Here is a 26,922-nt window from a genome sequence, read left to right on the forward strand (position 1 = left end):
ATGAAAATAAAAACGCTCCTATACTGCGCACTGCTACTGATGGGCAACACAACAATTAAGGCACAGCAGTCTACTAAAATAATAGATGCCCCAGCTAGTCAGCGGCAACATAAGATCACGCAATTCTGGACAGACCGCACACAGATTCAATCGGCAGCAAGTCTTTCGGCAGGCCCTTTAACGTTATGCTATGCACGCCCCGCAGGAGTTTGGGAGGAAGCTCTACCGCTCGGTAACGGTCAGCTCGGTGCTATGGTTTTTGGTGGTGTCGCCGATGAACGCGTCCAACTGAACGAAAGTACGCTTTGGGCCGGTCATCCGCAGGATCCCAATAATCCCAAGGGGAAAATGTATCTGCCCCGCATACAACAACTTCTTTTTGAAGGTAAAAATAAAGAAGCAATCGACCTTGCAGACACAACTTTGATGGGCTTACCCAAAAACATCAAACCCTATCAGTCGCTTGGCGAACTATGGTTTGATATGCCCCATCTTAAAGCTGAACAGTATATGCGCTCGCTTGATCTTGAGCGTGCATTGCAACAAACAAGCTACGTGTATAATGGTGTCAAGTTCTTTCGCGAGTCATTCATTTCAGCTCCTGCCAACGCGATGGTCATCCATTATACAGCAAACAAGAAACAGGCACTCGATCTAAACTTCACCTGGAAAAGAGCCCAGGATTTCAGTTGCACCGCTGATCCGACAGATCCCACACAATTGCTACTTCAGGGGCAGATTGGCCAATCTGCTCATGCCAATGAGCGCGGAACAACGTTTGCCGCAATTGCAAAAGTAATCCTTAAAGGCGGTAAACTTATCAATGCCGACGGCCGCATAGCGATTACCGGAGCAGATGAGATTACCATCATCGTCACCGCTGCTACGGATTATCCCGGATTGAAACAAATCGCCTATCCACAAACCCCGGTGGATATTGATCCACTTGCAAGCTGCCGCAAGGTAATCAGTAGCCTGAACAAACAGCATTATCAACAGTTAAAACAGGCTCATATAGAAGATTACCAACAGTATTTTAATCGGGTCAAGTTGAATCTTCCAGATCCAGAACAAGATAAACTCGCAAAACTACCCACCGATTCACTCATTCGGTTGACAAAAGAATTGCAAAAGGTACCTAATACCTTAGTCAACAAATTCTTTCAGTTTGGTCGTTACCTTTTAATTAGCAGCTCCCGTCCAGGACATATGCCGGCAAATTTGCAGGGCTTATGGGCTTGGCAGATGGATCCACCTTGGAATGCTGATTTTCATACCAATATTAATTTGCAAATGAACTATTGGCCTGCCGAGGTAACCAATCTTTCTGAATTGCATAAACCCCTATTTGACCTGACCAAGGCATTAATCCCTTTTGGTGAGCGTACCGCAAGCAAGCTCTATGGAGCCAAAGGCTGGGTGGTACATCATCTCACCGATGCCTGGGGCTACACAGCTCCAGCCGACGGCGTACAGGGCATTTGGCCCATGGGATCGGCCTGGATGGCGCAGCACCCCTGGGAACATTATAACTATACTGGCGACCGAGAATTTTTAAAAGTCCAGGCTTATCCTATTATGAAAGGGGCGGCTGAATTTATTTTGGATTTTATGGTCAAAATCCCCCAAGGTAAATCATTTGCCGGTTATTGGACCACCAACCCTTCACATTCCCCTGAGAATAGTTTTATCCTACCATCGGGTGAAGTTTCCAGTTTTACCTACGGTGCCACCATGGATACACAGATTATCCGCGACCTCCTGCAAAATTGTGTTGAAGCCACAAAGCTCTTAGATTGCGATCCTGATTTCAGACAACGCTGTCAAGCTGCCTTAACCAAACTTATTCCAACACAAATCAGCAAAGAAACAGGCCGCATTATGGAATGGATCGAAGATTATAAAGAGACTGAGGTAAATCACAGGCATACGTCACATTTATTTGGTTTGCATCCGAGCAACCAGATTTCAATCGTTAATACGCCCGAACTAGCCGAAGCTGCAAAAAAGACGCTATTAAGTCGGGGCGATCATGGTACAGGTTGGAGTCTGGCCTGGAAAATCAATATGTGGAATAGATTGCACGATGGAGAACATGCCTACCGCTTATTGTATAACCTGATCAGTGATAAGACACTGCCCAATCTGTTCGATAATCACCCACCCTTCCAGATTGACGGGAACTTTGGCGCGACCGCAGCGATTGCCGAAATGCTGCTGCAAAGCCAGGTCAGGGACAAAAACAACAATTACCTCATCGAGCTGCTACCCGCTTTAAGCCACAACATGGATCAGGGAAGCGTAACCGGACTTAAAGCAAGAGGAAATCGTACGGTGAATATACAGTGGGAAAACGGTAAGCTTAAGAAAGCCGAAATCCTACCTAGCAGTAATGATCCGGTCTGTATCAGCTATGCAGGTAAACAGATCGAACGGAATGGAACAAAAGGTACAGCAGTCTTGATTACCCCCGATATGTTTCAATAAGGGAGTGTTCATCCATATTTGAGCTGCTTATCAAAGTTTTGGTTATTCGATTTAAAGCAAGGCGAATATCCTACCGCGTATAGACAATAGGACAACGCTATCCATAAACAAAAGCGCTGTTGATCGATGATCAACAGCGCTTTTTACTTTTTTTACTTTCTGGCATACACATGCTGGTAAGCAAGCTTTGTTAGTTTCCCCAATTTCGATTTGCGCTATCCCCCATCACAAATTCCAATGTGCCACCTTTCAGCACATCGGCATGGGTCAATTGTGGAACGTTCAGCGGCTGCCCGTTTAATTTCGCCGATTGAATGTATTTGTTTTTTGCAGATGCATTCTTGCCGATAATTACAAAAGACTTGCCATTAGGAAGCTGTATGCTCACTTTCTGAAAAAATGGAGATCCGATGCTGTAGGAAGTCAGACCTGGTGTTACAGGATAGAAGCCCATTTGGGAAAAGACCACAAAAGCTGACATCCCCCCACCGTCTTCATCGCCCGGTACCCCCATTAGATCATTTCTAAACCACTCACCGATCAGTTTATGTATCCGTTTCTGTGTCATCCAAGGTTGTCCGGCGTAATTGTAGAGATAAGGAATATGCAAAGCCGGCTCGTTCGCCATAGAAAATTGTCCAACATTACCTGTATGATCGGGAAGCTGCGCATAAAAATCAAATTTCGACCGACCCAAAGGCTGCTGAAACATCTCATCGAGGTACTTGACAAACAATTCATTTCCCCCCATCAATTTGATCAGATCCGGAATGTTGTGTTGTACATCCCAGCGATAGATCCAGGCATTGTTTTCACCATAATACTCCCGTGCTCCCTGTCCGCCAGAAAACACATAATCAAAAGGCATGATAAAATTTCCCTTGTCATCTTTGGGATGAAAAAATTTGGTCTGTTCGTTGAAAAGATTTCTATAATTAAAAGATTGCTTCATAAAGAGATCATAATCAGCCTGAATACCCAATTCTTGAGCAAGCTGTGCCAAGCACCATAAGTCGTAAGAGGTACCCAAGGTTACAGCGACAGGTTGTCTCCGTTCAAAACCGTTTACTTCTGGTATCGTTTCTTTTTCACCTGGGTACAATGCTGGAATATAGCCTTTCTCCTTAAAAAATTCGTCTAATTTCCCCGCGGCTTTACCCGACCAAGGAGCCAGCGTCTTTTCTGTAATCGCACCTTTTGCTGCCAGATAGGCTTTCTTGACATCAAAATTACGCACGCCTTTGCGGTAAGCATCCAACAAAGTTGCTACACCATGATTGGAATTCATCCGTCTACTATCGCCGGTAATCTCAGGAAAAGTAGGCAACCAAGGCTGCTCCATTTGTTCAGACATCCGGACAAAAGAATTGAGGATCAAGGATTCTGTGCCAGGCTCTAATAGTACCCGCAATGGATGATGTGCACGGTAGGAGTCCCAGATCCAGTCATCGGTAAAAAAAGGTTTGCCCTCGTCCTGATGTACCTTACCGTCGAACGCACTATAATAACGTCCATCCTCAGAAATATTGACTGGCCGTTCGTAGGTGCGGTATAAGGAGGTATAAAACACATGTTTATTGGACTCATTGTCGCCTTCCACCGCAATTTTACCTAAAGCATCGTTCCATATTTTACGCCCTTTTTCAGCTAGCTTCTTTTGGTCAAAATCGCTGATTTCACGTTTTAAATTGGCTTTTGCTTGTGCGACATCGATAAATGAAACACCATATTTCATGCGCAAGCTAGTCCCTGCCTGATTAAACTCCAATATCATACACGAATTCTTACCGGCAGTTTCTGTTGCATTTTCCAGTTGTTGGCCTTGCAGTCGCTTTACCGCAACAGGCTTGGATTCGGGAATAGCATAAATATACACGTGCGTACCATTACCAATATCCTGTGTACCCGAAAGTCCCTGTCCATCCCATTGAAGTTTCCCTTCCTGTGAGTTGAACTGAAGGTATTTTGTCGAAGTTGTCGGAAACGTAAAGGTATACATCCCCGACTGATGCGACAGCGCATAGTCTACCTGAATATTCTCTTGATCCAATAGCACCGAATAGGCATACGGATGTATTTCCTCCTGATCGTAACTATACAGTTGTACCGGTTTCAAACTGCCCGGCAATTTCACCATGGGACTAAGATTGAAAGCCGATTTTCCACGATGGCTGGTAACGATAAGCGGCAGACCAAACAGACGGTCCGACGTATAGTCTCCCCGCTCAGGATAAACGCGCAAAAGGCTGTTTGGCAAGTGAACCGTTGGGTAGGTTGGCACCAATAAATGGCTGATGTTTCCCATATAAGGATTGACATAGTCAACATAATCTTTCGTCATTTTAGCTTGGGAAAAACCTTTTAGCATACTGACCGAAAGAAGAGAACAGCAACATATTGTGCGTAACAATGTATTGGTTTTACGTTTGATATTCTTCGTTAGCATTTTAAACAATTAAGTGTTCGATGGTTTAAGGGCGAAACAGTTGTTCCGCCCCTAAAGTTAATTTTTTTTGGCAACATATCGTCTTCGTGTCCATCGATTATTTGGGACCTGTCAATAAGCCAGTCTGCTTTACCTTCTTGATACTGCCGTCCTTATTGTACTCCAAGCGGTCTACGCAGATGGAACGAAGCCAATCGTTGAATTCGCCATTTTTTTGTGACAATTCACTGTTATGGTAAAAAGCGTACCATTTACCTTTAAACTTGACAATGGAGCCATGGTTTGTATAGCTATTCGTCGGATCCATATAGATGCCCATTGATTTCCATGGTCCCATTGGGCTATCACTTACCGCATAGCGCATGCGGTTATCTCCTTTTACTCCATCTTTCCAGTTCTCATCGTGATTGTCAGAATAGGACAGATAATATTTCCCATTATACTTGTGTACCCATGAAGCTTCGTGAAAATCTTCCAAACCTTCCATCTTTTGCAATTCACCATCAATCTCCATCATATTGTCTTTGAGCTTACCCGCTTTACAGACACCACCGCCCCCCTGATAAAAATAGGCCTGTCCATTATCATCGATAAAGATATGCGGATCAATAAGTGCTTCGGCACCCTTTACATAGCCCTGTACCACAAAATCTTTTGCTGGTGATTTACTCGTAGCTACACCAATTTTCCAGGTCTTATTCCACTCGGTACCACTTGGGTGTGGAAAATAAAAATAATAAGTACCATTTTTATAGACACAATCCGGAGCCCACATAAATCCACCTTCTTTTCTACCCCAAGGGACTTGTGAGGCGCGTAATATTTCGCCATGATCGGTCCATGTTTTCATATCCGCAGTAGAAAACACATGATACTGATCCATCAGATCGCAACCTTGAGGCGGAGCAATATCATGTGAAGCGTACACATACAGGCGGCCATCGGCCCATACCCGTGCCGAAGGGTCTGCGGTATACATATGTTTGATAAATGGATTATCTTGCGCCTGCAAGTGTGTGGCAAAAAATAATGTCATGCCCAATAGGCATCTGGAACCTGCTTTAATAAATTGTTTCATCCGAATAATTATTTAGTATTGAGTAGTAGTAGCGGGCACCAAGTCCCGCTCATTGTTTAGATTCTTTACTTAAGGTACTTTAATAACCTCCACTTCCGAATAATTGAATTTTTCGTAAGTGTCGCGCACCTTTGCACCCATCCGTACATAATAGGTGTACCCTGATTTCAATGGAATATCCTTGATCGTGTAAGTTTCCTTTCCTTCTCCGGTCTGCATATTGCCGATATTTTCCCAGTTTTGATTGATCAATGCGCGATATTCATCCTTATAATACGCATCAATACGGTTGCCAGCCCCACAGTATGGTGTCAGACTCAGGAATGGGCGAACCTCAATCACTTGCGGCAATCCACCCGTAATAGGTGCGGCAAGCGTACAGGAGATTTCCAATTTATTTTCCGCTTTTAAGGTCCACTTCACATTTTTGATCTGTAGGTAGGGCGTCACCTCAAAGTTTTGCTCTGCATTAGCACCCAGTTGGTAACCTTCGATCTTCTGTGCTGGCCAAAATGCACCGCCATAGGGCTGGAGGGTATACGTTGCCTGAAAGAGTTTTGTATGATTATACGATCCGTCCTGCTTGACGGCAATATCCTGCGGTGCGGGATTGTCACTCCAACTGGTTTCTAGCAAACGGATGCTAAATTCGCCCTGTCCGGTCAGGAAGGGTTTATTCGTTACCTTATCAATGACCTGCCCTTTCATACTCGCATTCGGGCCATCGTAATTATCTGTTTTCGAACAGGCATTTAAAAATAACAAGCCTGTCAATGCTGTAAATAAATATATCGTTCTCATTTCCGCTCGATTAGTAAATAGGGTTCTGTGGATATAGATTAGGGTTTTTGTTCAGTTCTCCACCCGGAATAGGTTCATAATACCATTTCTTTTCAAAGTTGAACGTCTTATTCCAAGGTTCCTTTTCGCGAATAAAAATAAAGGAGTTGATCCGTTCGCCGCCCGGAGCGTATTTCAGTTCATCCAATACAAGGTAAGGCATCAGCGAATTGGGTACAAAGTTGTTGAGCTCCACATCTGCAATGCGCCATCTCCGCATATCCCACCAATGGTGATTTTCAAAGCAAAGTTCACGTTCGCGCTCCTCGCGTATAAATTGCAGATTTCCATCCAAGGGATAACCATATTTACCGGAGAGGTTTGCCGAAGCAGCTGTGTAGAGATAAGGCTTGGCACCAGCACGATTACGGATCTGCGCGATGTATTGAAAAGCTTCCTGTTTAAGTGCTTCATCATTTTTGATCAGGCCAAGTTCATAAGCAGCTTCTGCCTTATTCAAAAGTATCTCTGCGAGCCTAAAGACCTTCCAGGGTTGTGTACTGTTATATAACTTCACATCCTTGGTAGACATTTTATAGTTAATGTATTTACGGATGTAAAATCCAGTTCGGGTATTGTTGGCATGTCCATCTTTCCACATGCCGTGCTCGCCTGTTATGTTGATCTTCGTACCATTGTAATCAAACAGGCTATTCTTGGGGCCAGCCAAGATTCGATTTGACTCGCTATTTATCGCCGCAGTACCCGCGCCCATCTGTGCATCAGCAGCCTTACCGGGAAAGGTTTTATAGAGTCCACGCTGAATATCAAAACTCCGTCTTTCGGCGCCTTCGCGTAATTCCATTCCCGAGAAATAAAATGTAGCCCGCTGACGAGGTTCCAAATCGGCATACAGCTGTTTACGGTCCGTATAGCGTACTGGTTTTCCACCGGCATCAGTGATTGGAAGTTCACCGAATAACTCCACGACATTCAATACGGGGTATGCCGCAGACTCATTGTCACTCGAAAAGGTCGGATTGGGTAAGTGTGTGGCGTCATAGCTATGTTTGAGACGGTTGTTGTGCGGTGCGGTCATACTGTACTCCTTGATCAGAATATCCTCAGGGCTGTCTAAGTCCAAAAACAAATTTACGTAGTTGAGTTCCTTATCCTGTGCATTTTTATTGTACAGACTGTACGGTCCCGCCAGCACGGTTGTTGCAGCATCATAAGCCTGTTTGAAGAACCATTCCGCTTCTTCCTTTTTGATACCTACCAACTGCTTGTCTGTGGCATCGCCAGAGAGATTGCTATACGAACTATATTTAGCAATACTACCGGCATACAACATGGCGCGGGAAAGTAGAGCTGCTGCCACATATTTGTTGGCGCGGCCACGTTCGCTGCTTCCAGACATCATTGAAATAGCCACCTGCAAGTCTTCATTGATAAAATGATAAACCTCAGATTCTTTATTTCTGCTAACCAAAAGCTGCTCTTTATCAGCTGTTGGATCCTGTACGTCTTTTATAATAGGTACCCCACCGTAGCGCTTAACCAAAGCAAAATAATAGAAAGCCCGTAGGAAATGGGCTTCCCCAAAGATCTGGTTGTACCCCTGCTCGGTATAATTGGCTTTGTATTTAGGCAGGCCTGCAATCAGGGTATTGACATTCCGGATGCGATCATATGGCCAGTAACCAAAGCCCTGTGCCCCAGCTACGCCCCAAAATTGTCCGGTCATCTCGCCACTCATGGCCGCAAGCGTTTCCGAATTTTGCCAATAATTGTCCCATCTAAATCCTCTTTCAGGATGATATACAAAGTCTTCTATGGGTAGATAGCTGTACATTCCAGCAACATATTTACGTGCTCCAGCCTCATTTCCAAAAAGCGCATCTTCACCCAATACCCCTAGTGGATCCAGATCCATTTTTTTACAGGATTGCATGCCCGAGCACAGAAAAAGGCCAATGATTGCTATAGCGATTGATTTTTTCATGTTTTGTTCGTTTTGAGATTAAAATTTAATGGATGCTCCAATGTTGTAAGTTTTATTGATGGGATATTTGTACACATCAATATCACCCGATGAAGAACCTCCGGCAGATCCTGGATGCTCGGGATCGGTATATTTGAGACCCGTCCATGTCAACAGGTTATAAGCACTCGCATAGATCCTTAGATTCTTTATTTTTAGTGTCTTCAACCATTGTTGCGGGAGAGAATAACCCAGTTCTAAGGTTTTCAGACGCAGATAGGAGGCATTTTGAACTGCCCGGGTTCCTTCGGCCATGGCTGAGCCAGTAGAAGGATAATATCCAGCAAGCCATTGTGTGCTTGGGTTAAATAGATCGGCACCGGCATCAGCTGGTCTCCAGCGATCCAAAAACTGTGTCAAAGCGCCGCCGTCAAACTGCAATGGTCCTGCCAGTACCTCACTATACTGTACATACACTTTTGCTGCACCCTGAAAATTCATCGTCAGATCCAGACCGCGCCACGATCCTCCTAACGTAAAACCATAGTTGATCAAAGGCATATTATACGTTGCAATAGGATGATTGTCGGCATCGTTGATCACTCCATCGCCGTTCCAGTCCTGATAGTAATAATCACCAGGCAATGTGCCGCTGCTTACCAATGTTGGGTGGTTATAAATCTGTTCATACGATCCAAACTGTCCGGCGTACTCCTTGCCCCACCAGATATCCTTATTACGATTAGAATAGCGGTTACGCCAGTTGTCGTACGAATTACCCGCTTTTGATTCTACGCGGTTTACAAATTGACTCTTGGTAGAAGAAACCTGTGCATTAATAAAATAATTGAAATCATTGATCTTATTGCGATGTGTCAAAGAGAGCTCATAGCCGAAAGTCCGATCGCTTTCCAGATTTTCCTGCGGTAGGTTGGCACCAACAGTACCAGGGATCAAGTCAAGGCTTGTCGCTAGAAGGCCTGAGCGATTACGGTTAAAATAATCAAAAGTCAAGCCCAGCTTGCCGTTCCATAGATCCATATCCAAACCCACGTCAGCAGTTTTGGAAGTATACCAGGTGAGATTAGGGTTGGGAATTGCAGTAGGCAGGGCCCCATTCACGAGGTTTCCACCAAAGATCCATCCCGTTTCATTGGGTTCCAGTGCATAACCAACGATGGTTGAAGGGTAATTACCTGCCGAACGGTCATCCCCGAGCTTACCATAGGATGCCCTTATTTTTAAGTTATTGATAAAATTGTAGTTGTTTTTAATAAACCCTTCTTCGCTGATACGCCAGCCCACCGAGGCTGCCGGGAAAAATCCCCAGCGCGATTCTTTTGGAAATTTAGATGAGCCATCATAGCGAAAACTAAATTCGGCAATGTATTTACCCAAATAATCGTAATTGAACTTACCGACCAAACCTCGTGCTGTACGTTCGCCAATACCTTCCATATTTGCCAATTGGTTCTTGTCCTCACCAGCAAATAGATATTCCGAATTGACCATGATCTCGCGCTGTGCATAGAAGCTGTCCCATTTGTTATATTCTTCGACGAAAAGCAATAAACCGGAGACCTGATGTTTTTCGGCAAAACGACGGTTATAATTCAACGAGAATTGCATCAGGGAATGTGTATCCGGATAGGAACTCCGTCTCACGGTCGTAGGGGCATTTTTCTCATGTGCATTATACTTTTCAGGGGTTATAATCTGGCCGTTACCATCATACACCGGTGGTGTATAGCTATATAAAAAATAGGACTTTTTGAAATCCGTGTTGTCACTGTACTTGAAGTCATAATTATAGGTTGCCTTCGCATTTAAGCCTTCCACAAAGGGTACTTTATAGTCTAAAGAGATAATACCGTTGAATTGCTTACGTAAAAATTTACGATAGCCAGTCTGTTTGGAATCCGTTACCACGACCGGATTTTCGTTATCGATCATCTCAAAATTCGGATAAAGGGGATTGTCGTTGACATAGATCGGCACAATAGGTCTTTGTCTCCAGGCCTGTTTGTAGACGGCCTAGATATCCGTACGTGGTTGATTGGTCTCATCGGCATAGCCGCCCACATCCAAAGACGCTTTCAGACGATCTGTGATCTGCGCATCAATGTTGGAGCGAAAATTCCAACGGTTATAGTTGAGACTCTTGCTTTTGTAAGCCCCCATCTGATCCATATGGCCCAGGTTGAAGAAATAATTAACTTTCTTGCCGCCACCGTTGATGGAAAGATTGTGCTGGTATTGTGGTGATACATTGTCAAATGCCGCATCGACATAATTGGATGTCTTTTTTGTGCCGTTCTGATACGCTTCAAAATCTGCCGGCCCAAAAATATTAGGCATCTTCGCCGGATAATTGCTATTAAAATCGCGACCTATCTGTTCATTTTTAAGCTGCATATAGGCAAGGGCATCCACCGTATTGGGAACATAAAGAAACTTTTGCCAGGCACGATTATAGGAATAGTTTATTTCAAAGTTTCCATCCTCATTGCTTCCTCGGCGTGTGGTCACCAAAAGAACACCATTCGCCGAGCGCACACCGTAAACAGCTGCTGAAGCATCCTTTAATACGGATACACTTTCGATTTCATTGGCATCCATGCGTGACAGATAATCTTTATCACGGGGAATTCCGTCAACCACAATCAGGGGCTCACCCATTCCGCGGATGTCGATATTTGATTCAAATGATCCCGGTTGGCTCGACTGTTGGCTGATACGCACACCGGGCATCTTACCGGCTAACATATTGACCACATTTTCATTTTTTGTTACTGTGATTTCTTTATTGTTCACCGATGATATCGCCCCTGTTAACGAAGCCTTTTTCTGCGTGCCGTACCCCACAACCACGACCTCTTCCAAGCTTGTATTATCTTCGTTGAGCAACACATCCATGAGGCGTTGTTGCCCAACGATCATTTCAGTCTTGCGGTAACCGACAAAAGTGATCACGAGTTTATCTCCCGGCGATGCGCTAATCTTGAAGCGTCCCTGACCATCAGACGATGTTGTCTGCCCGGTACGGAGGTCTGTAATGGAAGCCCCAGCGATCGGCTTATCCTTTGAAGTCTGCACCTTACCTTCGATTTGCTGTTGCTGCGCGATGGTTGCCATTGGAGACAATAGCAGCAGCGAGGACAATGCCCACTGCCAAGGGTAACTACGGAGCTTGTTCCACGGCAGTGGCCTTTCATTAAAAATGAAGTTTGTTTTCATGTATTGTTTTAAATTGGTTATTGAATTATATATTAGGTTTATGTATTTAGGGAGGACCTGTTTGCTACAAACAGTCCATTACCACTATTCCCTAGGGAAGAGTTGAAGATAATTTTTCGCTTTCATTTGATTGGTTATTAAGTATGAAAACGAATATATTGACGAGGGGTATAATAGAAGATTAACAGAAGATTAACAGGTATCCAAAAACACCATTAACAACTGTATATCAGTACATTAAAATTTTAAATATTTTTTCTTAATCTAGACAGTCTTTAAAACTTTTGGGGTAAGCTTCACCATATAAACGAGCGTAGATCTGACAGAAATTCTCATAGCACTGTAAGGCCAGGCTGTGATAGCCCAGCTGTAACAAGGAACGACATTTATGAACCATCGCCTCCTCATTGATTTCATCAAAATAGAATATCTTATTGCAGATCTCAATAATCAGTTCAGCATTATCCTGCACATTCAGATTTTCAATAAAATTGCCCAACGTGGTGAGCACCAGAATAGACATTTCACTTTTAAAATTATCGAGCCACTCATAGTCCACTTCGAAAAGGAAGCCTCCTTTGTCAATTATATCGAGTAATTCTCTAATTTCAGTTTCTGTAAAATGTTTTTTATTGGATACCATCCTGCTGAAGCGGAGGTAATCGATATATACTGTATCCATTGGCTCAATGCACCAATAACCGCTTTTTTTGGTCACCCTAAAATCACCCAATTGCTCGAGTAAACTATTGAGCTTAGCGATGTTCACTGATCGATTATTGCGTGCACTGGACTGGCTCTTATCGGACCAAAATAGCTCAGTCAGCTTCTCTGAGCTAATTCCCCGCTCCCATCGTACGGTATAGAGAATAAAAATCAGCAGCATTTCTTTAAGCAATGGCGAAAACTTCTTTGTGATTTCTTTTCCAGCAAGATCCACAATCTGTAAGTCGCCACCGAAAAGGTAGATTCCGGCGCCATGTCGGGTTTCAAATCCCTCGGCCACTTTCTTGGGTTGCGGAAGATCAACCAATTGCGCGCTCTTATCTTGTTCAGTCTCCTTCAAGGCAGCTGCATGTAGGTGCGGCTCTCCTATTTTATCGGTTTCCATGACGGAAATAGTTTGTTTTTTTTGCTTGCTTCTTTTTCGATACCACCAGATCAAGAGCGATAATCCCATTACAGCGAGGGCATAAAGGCTGTATTTAAGCAGCGCAGGCTTAGCCAAAGGCATTATACCCTGTTCAGACGGTAAAGGGGGAGCCAACAAGGTATAAATCGTTGCCTTAGTCAGATCGGTCTTGTCATCATAAAACAAGGTGACTGCAACGAAAGACTTAGATTTCGGCGCATAATAGAGATCGGCAAAAGAACGGATGTCATGAAAATCGAAGGGTATACTGCTCCCAAGAAACTGGTATTGTGTCCCTTTGAGGCTGCCTGCCACCAGTTGTAAATGTGTTTTGAATTTATTGTTCGGAAAAATCAATCCATAAAACAGTCCACTACTATCTTCAACGACCAGACTATTGGCCCATACCATATCGGCGAATGCAGATGAAAATTCGTAAACTTTTAGAGACTTGCGGTTTTTAAAATCAAGCTTAAGAAAATCATTTGAAATGCGGGGATTCAACATTTGATCTCCTGTGGAACTGCCATAACCACCGGCCAGGTATACACCATCTTTTCCCTGCCCCATTCCCGCAAGATAATGCGGAAAAATTTCATCACCTGTAAAAGGAATGCTATCCCAAGATTGTGTGGGCAGATGATAACGCAATACGCCCGCTTTGTATTTAAAATGTCCATAGCCCCCGATCATATAGATACTCGTGTCGGACGAATTAAAATATTTGTTGAACAGCCAATAGTTTGTGCCTACAGCAGGAAAATCAAATTGTTTATTCCATGTTCGACTGGTGGAATCATAAGCAGCAACTATTTTTTGGTCGATGGAGATATTCAGGACGTTCTTTTTGATCGGATCAAAAAGCGATTGGCTACCATTGACAAGCAAAAGCTTGCCATCCGCATATTCCTGCGAACGTAAGTCACTACCACCAATTTTACTGATCATTAAACGCTTATTTCCAACAAAAAACAGTGTTTCTTCATTTTTGTCAAAGGCCACACTAGCTTGTCCTTCCAGTGTAAAAGAAGACTGTGTTTTCCATTCACTACGTTGCCGTTTGATCCAGATCGGATTACCGATTTCCGCTGCACTCTTTTTTTGTTCATCTAAACTCTTGGTCCCTGAAGACTCATTCAATGGCCAATAGTATTTAAGTTTGCCATTATCCGCAATTCGAATATCCTTTAAGCGCATGGGTGGAACATCCATCGTTTGGAAGTTTTTCATCATATTTGCGCCAAAAACGAGCTTAAACTGAGGCGCAAACTGTTTATTGAGTCGATAGGAATACCGGGCCGTTCCAACCTGAAAATAAAGCTCCTTTTTATCCATATCGAGCTCGAGGCGCATTGGCGTCCAGTTATAATACAACTGTAAGGCTGTGATATTGAAAGATACCGGGGTAAAGTCCTCCCCCACTACCAATTTAAAATGTTTGTCCTGATCAAGCCGCCGATCGTATATCAAATCGACATTGACACCATCATCCGTAATCAGTCGAAAGATATAACCAAAATAATCCTGTTGGAGTGGCAGAAAGGAAAGATCGAACGAAACAGACAGTTTATGTTGAAAAGAAATCGATTCCTTGGCACCGATCTGCAGGCTAGTCCGCTTATCGGCTTCCATGTTGTGACTGGCAAATTCTAACCCATATTGCGCCGATCCAATCTGACAGATCAGTACGAACCATAAAACCAGAAAAAGATGTCTTGATTTTTTCTTCACAATTTAGATTAAGCCTGATCTCAAAAATATAAAATTTTAAATAGAAATCTAGAATTTCTGCAACTATTACCTCAGTGGGTGTAGCGATCTTTTGCTTAGCACCAAATTTCTTCTTCATCGTGTATTTTGCTTCCATTTATGAGTAAAACCATGTTTTCACATGCGTAAAAAAAACGCTACGCTTCACGACTTAATTTGGATGTTGGGCGATTATCCCTATATTCGACAAGCCAAATCCCATAGGGAATTGTGCGATATAAACCAATTTATCAATAGCAGGACATCATGAACATCCTAAAACCTTATTTGCTTATCCTTCTCCTACCATTCATGTATTTTAACTGCCTTGCGCAGTCCGCAACAAAGATTATCGATCTTTCCACCTATGGTGTTGTTCCCAACACGGGCAACAATAGTACTGCATTGGTCAATAAAGCTATTCAATCCATCTTCAGCAAGACTGGCAAGAAAGAACCTATTATTTTAAAATTCAAAAAGGGACGTTATGACTTTCATCCAGAAGGGGCGCTAACCCGCGAATACTACATCTCCAATCACGATCAGGACAACCCCAAGACCGTAGGTATGGCATTTGAAAATTGCGACAACATCACAATTGATGGACAAGGATCAGACTTTATCTATCATGGACGCATGTTACCAATTGCATTGATCGAGAATAAAAACCTCACGTTGAAAAACATCCACATCGATTTTGAGCGTCCCCAGATCTGCCAGGTCAAGATTTTACAAAACGATACAATCAACGGTACAATTACTTATCAAACTGCACCTTGGGTAACCTATACGATCAAAGACAGTATATTTTACAATATCGGTGAAGGCTGGCAACTGAAACCGACATCGGGGATTGCCTTTGAAGAAAAGACCAAACGCATTGTCTATAATACAAGCGATATTCGCGTGGGCACAACCAAAGTGAAAGAGCTCTCTCCGGGTATTATTCAAGCGCAGCAATGGAAGAACAGCAAGCTTATACCGGGTACCGTCGTTGCCATGCGCGCTGGATTTCGTCCCAACCCGGGCGTATTTGTCCATAAAGGAAAAAATATACGACTTGAAAATATTGCCGTCCATTACGCCGAAGGCATGGGTTTGTTAGCTCAATTAACGGACAACATCACATTGGAAGGTTTCCGAATTGCACTTCGCAGCGATCAGGATCCGCGTTATTTTACGGCTCAGGCTGACGCAACACATTTTTCGGGTTGCAAGGGTGTTATTGTATCGAAAAATGGACTCTATGAAAATATGATGGATGATGCCATCAATATCCATGGTACCTACCTGAAGATCACCAAACGACTAGATGACAAAACATTGATCGGTCGTTATATGCACGATCAATCCTACGGATTTGACTGGGGCTACCAGGGGGATACGGTCCAATTTATCCGATCCAATACAATGGAACTCTGGGACCAGAAAAATAAGATCCAATCCATTAGCGTTTTACGCGAGAAAGCCTCAGACCCAATCCGCGAATTCAAGATTACTTTAAGTAGTGCTTTGGACCCAGCTATTGACCCAACAAAAATGGATATTGGCATCGAAAACCTCACATGGACGCCAAGTGTACTATTTAGTGGTAATATCATACGTCACAATAGAGCACGAGGTGCTTTATTCAGTACGCCCAAAAAGACCCTGGTAGAAAACAACCTCTTTGATCATACTTCAGGTACGGCTATTCTCCTGTGTGGCGATGCCAATGGTTGGTATGAAACTGGCAGCTGCCACGATATTCGCATCCGGAACAATACTTTCATCAATGCCTTGACCAATATGTTCCAATTTACCAATGCGATTATATCGATCTATCCAGAAATTCCGGATTTAAAAAATCAGCAGAAATACTTCCATAGCCATATCGTCATCGAAGACAACCGCTTTGAAACCTTCGATAAGCCTATTCTTTATGCCAAATCAGTCGATGGATTGGTCTTTCGCAACAACCAAATCAAGACCAATAAAGAATACCCTGCATTTCATTGGAATAAAAAGCCCTTATTTTTTGAACGTGTCGCAAATAGCAGTATTTCAAACAATACGGTAAATGGCAAACAAAGTGATTTACAAACCTTGGATCAATAGAGATTTTACTATCTTAGTATATTCTTCGCGAAGTTCGTAACAACCGAATTTCGTGAAGAATAGCTTACATTCAATAAAGCAAACATCTAACCAGGTGTAATAGTCGAGTTATCTAGGCACGCTATACACAACATTTATAACAGCATTTGAAAGACAACATTGCCATATTGCACAAATTATCCCGGGGTAATCAAATTGCCCTGAAGGTACTTTATGATAAATATGCGCAAATGGTTTACCAATTTGCTCTTCATATTTTAAAGGATGAGCACATTGCGGAAGAAATTGTACAGGATACTTTTCTCCAGCTATGGGACTCAAGAGAAAAAATAGATATAGACAGCAATATTCGAACATTTATCTATGTAATCAGTCGAAATAAATGCTTCAATAGGCTCAAACAGCTTAAAAGATACCATAGCCTCTTCGAACCCCTATGCTCCGAAGGATCTCATGATTGCATTTTTGAACAAGACCCTTTGGCGGAAAAAGAAGTGAACGAAGCACTGGAACAATTGGTTCAAAAGCTACCCACAAAACAGCAGCTCGTATTTCGTATGAGTCGATTCGAGGGACTGTCACATCAGGAAATAGCGCAACAGTTATCCATTTCTACAAATACCGTAAAAAATCATTTGGTGTCTTCTTTAAAATTTATCAAAGAAGAACTCAAGCGTACCCCTGGAGATTCTTCGATCATCTATCCCCTATTATTTTTTACTTTTTTTTTCATCGACTAGTCCTTAGCCCAACTCAATATTGTTCTTATAATAAAGACCAATATCATGATGACCAATTCTGAGTTTGAAAACTTAGTCAAAGACTACCTCGAAAATAAGCTTAGTCCAGAACAGGAACAACAATTAATAGTTCTACTGACCACTAATCCGAGTGCCAATCTTTTGGCTAAATTTGACAAATTTTACCTCAAATATTCCAAGAAAGTCGCGCTAGAAAAAAATAAAAAAGACAAGATTTGGTCCAATATCCACGCGCATTTAGTTCAAGATACCCCGTATCAAACCGGTACCATAAAAAATAGCCGTTGGAAAACCTTCCTTCCTTATGCAGCCATTTTCATTGGTATAATTTCTCTTGCGACACTTTTATTTACGCTTACCGACAAAAATAAGGATGAGACCCCTCAACACAACACTACGGTAAATCAAATCTTTCTGAAAAAACATAGCGGTCTCATTTATGCCAGCAACAATACTAACGGCAACAACATCCCATTGAAGCAATCCGAGTTCAAAACCTATGGGATTGTCAAGGATTCAGCGGGCACTCTTGTTTTTCGACAAGATGACAAACATCTTTTAGCCAACAACACGAAATTGACTATTCAAACCCAAAAAGGGCAAACACAAGCACTTGTTCTACCTGACGGTTCAAAAGTATGGATCAATAGCAATTCACAGATTACGTTTCCGAGAAGCTTTAATGAAAAGGAACGTCAGGTACAATTAGTCGGCGAAGGGTATTTTGAGGTCACTCATCTCGATCGACAGCCCTTCTCTGTACAAGGTTTACATTATACTACCGAGGTGCTGGGAACACATTTTAATATCCAAAGTTACCCTAACAGTATAGAAAGGATTTCATTACTGGAAGGGAAAGTAAAGGTTAGTAGTCCAAAGACTGTGATCCACCTTTCTCCTGGGCAGCAAGCATACGGAGAAACTACAACACCTAAAAAAACCGAAATAGATACAACGGATATCCTGGCATGGCAGCAAGGCTATTTTAAATTCGAGAATGTGGATATTTATCAATTAACCGAACAAATTAGAGACTGGTATGATGTTAAATTTATTAAGATCAACTCACAAAGCGAGGATAGATTTTCAGGAACCTATCGACGCACCAATGATCTAAGTGATCTACTCAAAAATCTAGAGGAAGTTTCCAACCTAAGATTCAACATAAAAGAAGGAGGCATTTATGTAACCAATAAATAAACTTTAAATAAAAAAACGGAAGTGCTCCAACACTCCCGCAGTTAGATAACGACCAACAAAACGAAAATTATTAATCAATTTATCCAGTTCAAATGTATAAAACTTCTTATTCATTTCGATATCCTACGACCAGGATTATCGTAAAAACTATGATTTTTATGAAACTGATTATCCTGTTTCTAGTAATAGCCACGTTCCATGTCAGTGCAAATAGTTATGGACAAAACATTTCGCTACATGTGAAAGGGGAAAGCTTCAAATCTATTTTAACAAAGATTAGAAAACAGAGTGGCAAAGACTTTCTTTACAATTCTCAACAAATTGATGAAGACAAAAAAATGAATCTCAGCATTACCAACAAGCCTTTAGCCGAAGCTCTACGCATATTACTAGCCGATCAGCAATTGACCTATAGCGTGCGTAATAATGCAATTTTGATCCATCCCAATGCTTCTGCGTCAACCACAGCTGGAAAAGACAACACATTTCAACAGGATCTTCGGGGCAAATTAAAAGATAATACTGGAAAGCCTATTGCCGGAGCCACTATTCTGCTCGTCGGTACCGGACAATCTGTGGCGACAGACGAACATGGTGATTTTCAATTTGCCAAGACTCCGCCCAGTGGTGAGCTTCGCATTAATTTTATTGGATTTAAAGAGAAAACAATATCTTTTCAACGGTCCCAACAGCTCGTCATTACTTTAGAGCCTCAAATCAATGAAATGGAGGAAGTCGTTGTTGTGGGCTATGGTGTTCAAAAAAAATCAGACCTCACAGGTTCAATTTCTGCCGTTCAAGCTAAGGATTTCACACAAGGATCCAATATCAACGCCCTTCAGTTGATCAATGGTAAGGCACCAGGTGTAACCATCAGCCAAACCAATTCGGCGCCTGGGGCAGGAACCAAAATACAGGTCAGGGGTGCAGGTTCCATTAACAGTAGTAATGATGCCCTGATTGTGGTAGATGGGCTACCTGGTATCGACCCTAGTAGTTTAAGTCCGGATGACATCGAATCAATAGACATCTTAAAAGATGCCTCAGCAGCTGCTATTTATGGTACTCGTGCGGCTAGCGGTGTAGTGCTTATTACAACAAAAAAAGGAAAATCTGGCACAGCTATAGCGAAATATGATAGTTATATCGGGTTTCAAAATGTATCAAAAAAATTGGATGTCCTTAACGGAAAGCAGTACATGCAAGTTCTGAATGCTATCCGAAAAGATGCAAACAAAGACGCCATTTTTACGGAAGACCAGATCAACAACATGGGAGAAGGAACCAATTGGCAGAATGAAATATTTAGAAAAAATGCGGTCGTACAGAATCATCAACTTAGCTTTTCCGGCGGTGGGGATAAGAGTAATTTCTATACCGCTCTAAATTATTTCAACCAGGATGGTCTAGTAAAAAACTCGGGCTACGCTAAAATTAATTTCAGAACAAATCTGGAATTTCGACCAAAGGATTATATAAAATTCAATATAAACGGCAATTATACCCGTGGTAACCAGCAAACAATCTATACATCCAATGGAGTGAATGAAGCCGCGGGCCCGCTCAATAGCGCACTGCAATTTGACCCCACGCTACCGGCATACCTCAATGATCATGGTCGATACTACCTTAATAATTTTATCGCTTTAGACAATCCACTGGCCCTAATCAATGGTAAGGAGAATAGAAATATCTCCAATACATTTTATGGATTGATTACCGCAGAAATTAAACCTTTTACCGACTTTACAGCAACATTACGTGTTGGCGGAAGTACCGCCAACATGATGAACTCCAGTTATACGGACCGATCGACCATAAACGGTCTTGCCAATGGCGGATTGGGTTCAAAAAATGCCTCAAGTGGCCACCAATGGTTGGGCGAGTTTTTACTCAACTACAATAAAAAAATTGGAAAACATCAATTGGCTTTCTTGTTGGGAACAACATTTGAAGAGTTTCAAAGTGAAGGCGTGGGAGCCAGTTCAATGAAATTTTTATCTGACGTCACTTCCTACAACCTTTTACAGAGTGGAGATGGTGATAAAGGCGACAATGTAAGTTCTAGTAAAAGCCGAAACAGACTCAATGGTGTATTAGGCCGTATCAATTATAATTTTAACGATCGTTATTTTATTACAGCCTCTTTGCGTTCAGATGGTACATCGCGCTTTTCGGAAGAAAACAAGTTTGCATTTTTTCCTTCCGGAGCTTTTGCCTGGAAATTAACGGATGAAGATTTTCTTTCCCATTTGAAAGAAAATGGTACGACGCTTAAACTGAGATTTGGATATGGACGATTAGGAAACCAAGGAATAGACAATTACCAAACAATCAACACCCTTGTCGCGTCGGGAAATGCTGTCTTTGGTGATAAGATTTATCAGGGTGTTGTCCCTGCGAGACTACCTAATAAAAATCTACGGTGGGAATCTACGGAAGAAATAAATCTAGGATTAGATTTTGAGCTTCTGCGTGGGCGAATTACGGGGTCTGTCGACGCTTACAAACGTAACACTAAGGATCAACTATTCAGTAAACCCATTTCTTCAGTGGTGGGCTTTAGCAACTACATGGTCAATTTTGGAAATGTTGAAAACCGTGGTATTGATTTTCAGTTAAACAGCAAAAATATTATTCGTGATCAATGGCAATGGAACAGTCTATTTAATTTGGCCTTACTAAAAAATGAAGTCAAAGAACTACCAGATTTTATTCCACAACTTATTACGGGATCTATTGCCAGTTTTATCTCCAACTATCAACTTGTAGAACGGGGTCAACCCATGTTATCTTTCTATGGGTATGAGACGGAGGGAATATTTCAGAACGATGCGGAGATAAAAAATTCAGCACAACCTGAAGCAAAGCCGGGGCATATTCGCTTTAAAGATCAGAACCAAGATGGGAAAATAGACTTAAAAGATCGAACCATTTTAGGAAAACCTTTTCCTTCCATCAATCTGAGCCTTTCCAATACGTTCAAGTATAAAAATGTTTCACTGGACTTCCTACTTCAATACGTGGGCGGAATTAGTATGTTAGACGCCAATATCACCGAAACCCTCTATCCTACCAACGAATACCGCAACAGGTTATCCGAATACTACCTGAATAGGTGGACACCAGAAAACCCAACCAATCAATATCCGAGCGGCGTAAACCCTACAGCCTATGGTGGCGACTATATTATCAATTCAATGACGATAAGAGACGCATCGTTTTTAAGACTCAAAAATATCAATTTAAACTACGAGGTATTGAAAAATGGAAAATCAGTCAATCGCGTCAATATATTTCTGGCACTAGAGAATTTGGCAACTTGGACCAAATATAAAGGTTATGATCCTGACGCAAGTGCGACAGGAACCAATGCCGTTTCCAAAGTGAGCTACAATAGCTACCCCTTAGCACGCACGATTCGATTGGGATTAAACCTTACACTCTAAATTCGACTAACATGACAACATTAAAACTTAAATATCTCATCATACTATTGCTGTCCCTATCGACGATAGGCTGCAATTCATTTTTGAAAGAAGAAGTATATACAGAATACGACCCCAACAAATTCTTGGCCGATGAGACCGGCATTGATGCACTGCTTACAGGAGCTTATGCGCAATCCCGTATTATTGCTTATGATCATCGTAACTATACCTATATGATGAATGAGTTCAACACAGATATTGCCTTTGAAACTGGCGGTGGCCTTGAAAAAGATGCCGCTCCATTTATTCAGTTTAATTGGTCTGTCAATAATAGTTTTTTAAACTCATTCTGGGAGAAAATGTATAAAGCCATTGCCAGTGCAAATTCGGTTATCATTCTATCCAATCAGCTCAACGGCTTAGACCCGGCCAAACTCAACAAAATACAAGCCGAAGCCAAGTTTATCCGTTCGTCATCTTATTATTTCCTCTATAATTTATTCGGCCCTACCCCCTTGATTGATATCCCCGTCGGCGCCAGTCCCCAAGAGATCGAAGAAATTGGAAAAAATGCCAAAAGAGCCGACCGAGATGTCTTTGTCAACTATATCATCAGTGATCTTGAATTTGCCAAACAATATTTACCGCTTACAGAAAGTCCAATAGGCAGGGCAACAAAAGGTGCCGCTCTTGGGTATTTAATGAAGATTTATCTCAAAGAAAAAAATTGGAAAAAGCTGACCGATGTCACTCAGGAAATTATAGACCTTCATCAATATGAACTGTATAGTAATTATCCACGGCTTTTTGCCATTGAAGGTGAAAGCAATAAAGAATACATCTTTAGGGCACCTTGTATCGCGCAGGCAGGCTATCAAAATAACTACATGGCACATGCTTTCCCGCCAAACTACCCTATTCTCACCAACTGGGTCAATTTTGGTGCACAATTCCGTACCTATAGTGCATTTTACAAAACCTTTGAATCGAACGATAAAAGACGTGAACTTCTCATACGAAACTATACCGATATCTCTGGTAAAAATGTGGAATTGCTCGAGGATAACAATGGTAAAGCCCTCAATGATGTACGAAGCTTCAAATACTGGCCAGATCCAAACGGTGTGGGCGAAAATATGGGTAACGATATTGTCTACATACGTTATGCCGATGTTCTTTTAAGTCGTGCTGAAGCACTTAATGAGCTAAATGGTCCTAATCAAGAGAGTATCGACCTCATTAATCAGGTTCGTCAACGTGCCAATACAACTTTACTCAAATTAGCAGACTATAGTAACAAATTATTGTTGCGTGATTTTCTACTGGCGGAACGTGGGCGAGAGTTCTTTTCTGAAGGATTGCGTCGCGAAGACTTGATTCGACATGGAAAATTTATCCAGTCAGCCAAAGAGCGAGGTTATGCAGCCAAAGAATACCAGGTCGTTTATCCTATCCCGCTCCAACAAATTGATGCAAACCCAAATTTAACGCAAAATGAGGGTTACTAAACCATACCACGATTTATTGCTGTTTATTATCATGCTTGGGCTTTCCTGTCCAAGCATATATGCCCAAGTTGTCGCCCTCCCAAATAAACAGCAGCTTGCTTGGCAGAGAGCCGAATTTGGTATCATCTTTCACTATGATCTGCATGTCTTTGACCGGAAGGCATATCAACAGCAATCCAATCGTATTGTTCCGGTTCCTGATATACACATTTTCCAGCCGCAACAACTGGATGTCGAACAATGGGTGCTGAGCGCAAAACTAGCCGGGGCTAAATTCGCACTCATTACCGCGACTCATGAAACTGGATTTGCCCTTTATCCCTCAAAAGTCAATCCCTATAACACGAGTGCTTTAGGGTGGAAAAACGGGAAAGAAGATCTTGTTGGTGATTTTATAAAAGCCTGTATCAAACACGGGATAAAACCAGGTATTTATGTAGGGATTCGTTGGAACGCTTACCTTGGTATTCACGATTTTAAAGCAATCGGTACTGGACAGCAGCAAATAGAACGGCAAAAATACTATAATAAAATGGTCGAGGGAATGGTACAGGAGCTATGCACATGGTACGGTCCACTGTTTGAGATTTGGTTTGATGGTGGAGCCAGCAGCCCTGAAAAAGGTGCTCCAAATGTGCTCCAAATTGTAAAAAAATATCAACCTAATTGCCTTTTCTATCATAACGACGAACTGGCAGAAGCAAGATGGGGCGGTTCAGAGTCTGGAACAGTACATTATCCGTGCTGGTCTATGTTTCCTTTTCCTTATACCGGTGCAGGAGAGAGTTGTCCAAGGGCAATTTCCACAAACGATTTCTTACTCTTAAAAACCGGTGATCCGAATGGAACCTATTTTATGCCTGCAATGGCTGATGCCCCGCTCCGCGGAGCAAACGGTCGACACGAATGGTTTTGGGAGCCAAATGACGAAAATTCGGTATTTTCTCTTAACCGCCTTGTGGATATGTATCAAAAGTCAGTCGGCAGAAATGCAACATTGATCTTAGGAGTTACACCTGACACCATGGGGCTTGTACCACAAATAGATCGGCGGCGATTAGAAGAACTTGGAAGTGAGATCAAACGTCAATATGGTAGTCCGATAAAGGATCTAGACCCAAAACAAGAGCTTATTCGCTTTAAAAAGGCGAAAGCTGTTACCCAGTTAATAATTGAAGAAAGCCTTGATCAAGGACAACGTATACGTGCTTTCCACATTACTGCGAAAACAAAGCAGGGATGGCAAACACTATTTACGGGTTCGTCCGTTGGTAACAAATGTATCATTCAATTGAAAGGCCCCATTCGCTGTACACAAATTAAATTAACAATAGATAAGGCCATTGGCCAACCTATTATTCATACTTTTAATGCTTATGATACTTTCTAAGAAAAATAGCAAATTTATCCTATTAGCGACCCTATTTACAAATATGGGGTTATTGCTGCAGGCGCAGAGCCAAAGCAAGGCACAACTTGGTCCCACAACAGAACGCCCCAATATTGTCGTGTTTTTTGTGGATGACCTCGGTTGGCAGGACATGTCCGAACCATTTTACAAGGTCAAAACGCCAATCAACGAAAAGTTTCATACCCCCTATCTGGAAACATTGGCCAAAGAAGCCATTAAATTTACCAATGCGTATGCAACACCGGTGTGCACACCTTCCCGGGTGAGCTTTCTGACCGGTTTAAATGCTGCTCATCATCGTGTCACCAATTGGACCCATCCCAAGGCTGACACCCCGACCGATAGCAAAGATGAATTGTTGAATCCACCGGATTGGAATATCAACGGACTAAGCCCTGTGCCCAATATACCACATACGATATATGCTACTCCATTTCCAAGCATCCTTAAGGCCAATGGTTACTATACCATTCATGTGGGCAAAGCACATTGGGGATCTGCCGGAACACCTGGTGCCAGCCCTTTAAATTTGGGTTTTATGGTCAATATTGCAGGACACTCCGCTGGGCACCCACAAAACTACTATGGCGAGCAGAATTACGGTAACCTTCCTGGTAAAGCAGGGTATCAGGCAGTTCCCGATCTTATGGAATACCATGGCACATCCACATTTTTAACGGAAGCCTTAACCCGGGAGGCGCTGAAGGCACTGGAGGAGCCTATACGCCGTAAGGAGCCTTTTTTTCTTAATTTTTCCAACTATGCGGTGCATGTCCCGATCCAACCCGATCCACGTTTTGTACAAAAATACCTTGACCGCGGCTTAGATTCCACTGAAGCAGCTTATGCGTCACTGGTCGAAGGTTATGACAAAAGTATGGGTGATATCGTTCAATTTCTCAAAGACAAAAACCTATACGATAATACAGTCATTATTTTCCTTAGCGACAATGGCGGACTTAGCCTCAGCCCAATGCGCTCCGGACCAAGCCATACACAGAACCTACCATTAAAAGCTGGGAAAGGGTCGGTTTACGAAGGTGGAATCCGGGTTCCTCTGTTGATCAAACAGGCCAAGCAGCACCCTGCAAGCACAGATGCTACCCCTGTTATGGTCGAAGATCTGTTTCCAACAATCCTCAGCTTAGCCAAAATAGATCACTATCAGCTCGTACAGGAAAAACCAGATGGAAAAAATCTTTTGCCCTTAATGGAAGGTAATAGGTCCGACAATTGGAACAGCCGTCCATTGGTATGGAATATCCCCAACAAGTGGACAGTGCCCGACGGCCCTGGAATCAACTTTTTCTCGGCAATAAGACAAGGAGATTATAAGTTACTTTACGACATGAAAAATGGGAAGCTTGAACTTTACAACCTGCAGCAAGATATCGGTGAACTCAACAACCTTGCCCCAAAAATGAAGGGAAAAACCAGCGAGCTCAGCAAATTACTTTCGGATCAGCTCCGGACTTGGAAGGCTCAGTTGCCGACCTACAAAGCTACGGGACAGCAGATCCCCTATCCTGATCAAATTAAGCCGATGGATTAAGGGGCCTGCTTGGATGACTTATACAGCGAAGCCCCGATACAACGAAGCCCCGACAGTATATATCGGGGC

The 26,922-nt window shown here is 42.5% G+C and carries 15 protein-coding genes; 8 read left to right on the plus strand and 7 right to left on the minus strand.

Going from position 1 to position 26,922, the window contains the following annotated elements; all coding sequences use genetic code 11:
- Positions 1 to 2,487 carry a glycosyl hydrolase family 95 catalytic domain-containing protein gene (locus A9970_RS12140; protein ID WP_182982449.1) on the plus strand — a complete coding sequence of 829 codons (2,487 nt, stop codon included), beginning with the start codon at positions 1 to 3 and terminating at the stop codon, positions 2,485 to 2,487.
- Between the two features lie 190 nt (positions 2,488 to 2,677).
- Here the strand turns inward: A9970_RS12140 and A9970_RS12145 are convergent, their stop codons facing one another.
- The 7 genes from A9970_RS12145 to A9970_RS12170 all read right to left on the minus strand — a co-directional run bounded on the left by A9970_RS12145 (position 2,678) and on the right by A9970_RS12170 (position 14,875).
- Positions 2,678 to 4,933, minus strand: coding sequence for a GH92 family glycosyl hydrolase (locus A9970_RS12145; RefSeq protein ID WP_182982450.1), 2,256 nt, complete (start codon positions 4,931 to 4,933; stop codon positions 2,678 to 2,680).
- 97 nt (positions 4,934 to 5,030) lie between these two features.
- Positions 5,031 to 6,011 (minus strand): family 43 glycosylhydrolase, encoded by a 981-nt coding sequence (locus A9970_RS12150; protein ID WP_120336608.1) that lies wholly within the window; start codon positions 6,009 to 6,011, stop codon positions 5,031 to 5,033.
- Between the two features lie 69 nt (positions 6,012 to 6,080).
- Positions 6,081 to 6,812, minus strand: coding sequence for a DUF3823 domain-containing protein (locus A9970_RS12155; RefSeq protein ID WP_075991603.1), 732 nt, complete (start codon positions 6,810 to 6,812; stop codon positions 6,081 to 6,083).
- A gap of 10 nt (positions 6,813 to 6,822) precedes the next feature.
- Positions 6,823 to 8,796: a RagB/SusD family nutrient uptake outer membrane protein gene (locus A9970_RS12160; protein ID WP_182982451.1), complete on the minus strand. Its 1,974-nt coding sequence runs from the start codon at positions 8,794 to 8,796 to the stop codon at positions 6,823 to 6,825.
- 18 nt (positions 8,797 to 8,814) lie between these two features.
- Positions 8,815 to 10,776: a SusC/RagA family TonB-linked outer membrane protein gene (locus A9970_RS28470; RefSeq protein ID WP_310889288.1), complete on the minus strand. Its 1,962-nt coding sequence runs from the start codon at positions 10,774 to 10,776 to the stop codon at positions 8,815 to 8,817.
- A gap of 33 nt (positions 10,777 to 10,809) precedes the next feature.
- Positions 10,810 to 12,012, minus strand: coding sequence for a TonB-dependent receptor plug domain-containing protein (locus A9970_RS28475; protein ID WP_220801594.1), 1,203 nt, complete (start codon positions 12,010 to 12,012; stop codon positions 10,810 to 10,812).
- A gap of 259 nt (positions 12,013 to 12,271) precedes the next feature.
- Positions 12,272 to 14,875 carry a galactose oxidase gene (locus A9970_RS12170; protein WP_182982452.1) on the minus strand — a complete coding sequence of 868 codons (2,604 nt, stop codon included), beginning with the start codon at positions 14,873 to 14,875 and terminating at the stop codon, positions 12,272 to 12,274.
- A gap of 285 nt (positions 14,876 to 15,160) precedes the next feature.
- Between A9970_RS12170 and A9970_RS12175 the strand changes: the two genes are divergently transcribed.
- The 7 genes from A9970_RS12175 to A9970_RS12205 all read left to right on the plus strand — a co-directional run bounded on the left by A9970_RS12175 (position 15,161) and on the right by A9970_RS12205 (position 26,853).
- A complete protein-coding gene (locus tag A9970_RS12175; protein ID WP_220801595.1) occupies positions 15,161 to 16,990 on the plus strand; it encodes a right-handed parallel beta-helix repeat-containing protein in 1,830 nt (609 codons plus the stop codon).
- Between the two features lie 146 nt (positions 16,991 to 17,136).
- On the plus strand, positions 17,137 to 17,730 hold the full coding sequence (locus tag A9970_RS12180; RefSeq protein ID WP_153845076.1) for an RNA polymerase sigma factor: 594 nt from the start codon (positions 17,137 to 17,139) through the stop codon (positions 17,728 to 17,730).
- A gap of 45 nt (positions 17,731 to 17,775) precedes the next feature.
- Entirely contained in the window at positions 17,776 to 18,951 is a 1,176-nt protein-coding gene (locus A9970_RS12185) for a FecR family protein (protein ID WP_182982453.1), read from the plus strand.
- A gap of 158 nt (positions 18,952 to 19,109) precedes the next feature.
- Positions 19,110 to 22,400, plus strand: coding sequence for a TonB-dependent receptor (locus tag A9970_RS12190; protein ID WP_182982454.1), 3,291 nt, complete (start codon positions 19,110 to 19,112; stop codon positions 22,398 to 22,400).
- Positions 22,401 to 22,411: 11 nt separating this feature from the next.
- Positions 22,412 to 23,890, plus strand: coding sequence for a RagB/SusD family nutrient uptake outer membrane protein (locus tag A9970_RS12195; RefSeq protein ID WP_182982455.1), 1,479 nt, complete (start codon positions 22,412 to 22,414; stop codon positions 23,888 to 23,890).
- A complete protein-coding gene (locus A9970_RS12200; RefSeq protein WP_182982456.1) occupies positions 23,877 to 25,280 on the plus strand; it encodes an alpha-L-fucosidase in 1,404 nt (467 codons plus the stop codon). Before A9970_RS12195 ends, A9970_RS12200 begins: the two co-directional genes overlap by 14 nt.
- Positions 25,267 to 26,853 (plus strand): sulfatase, encoded by a 1,587-nt coding sequence (locus A9970_RS12205; protein WP_182982457.1) that lies wholly within the window; start codon positions 25,267 to 25,269, stop codon positions 26,851 to 26,853. The genes A9970_RS12200 and A9970_RS12205 overlap by 14 nt, the downstream gene beginning before the upstream one ends.
- Positions 26,854 to 26,922: the final 69 nt, after the last annotated feature.

The sequence above is a fragment of the Sphingobacterium sp. UME9 genome (assembly GCF_014170215.1).
In the GTDB taxonomy this organism is placed as follows: domain Bacteria; phylum Bacteroidota; class Bacteroidia; order Sphingobacteriales; family Sphingobacteriaceae; genus Sphingobacterium; species Sphingobacterium paramultivorum.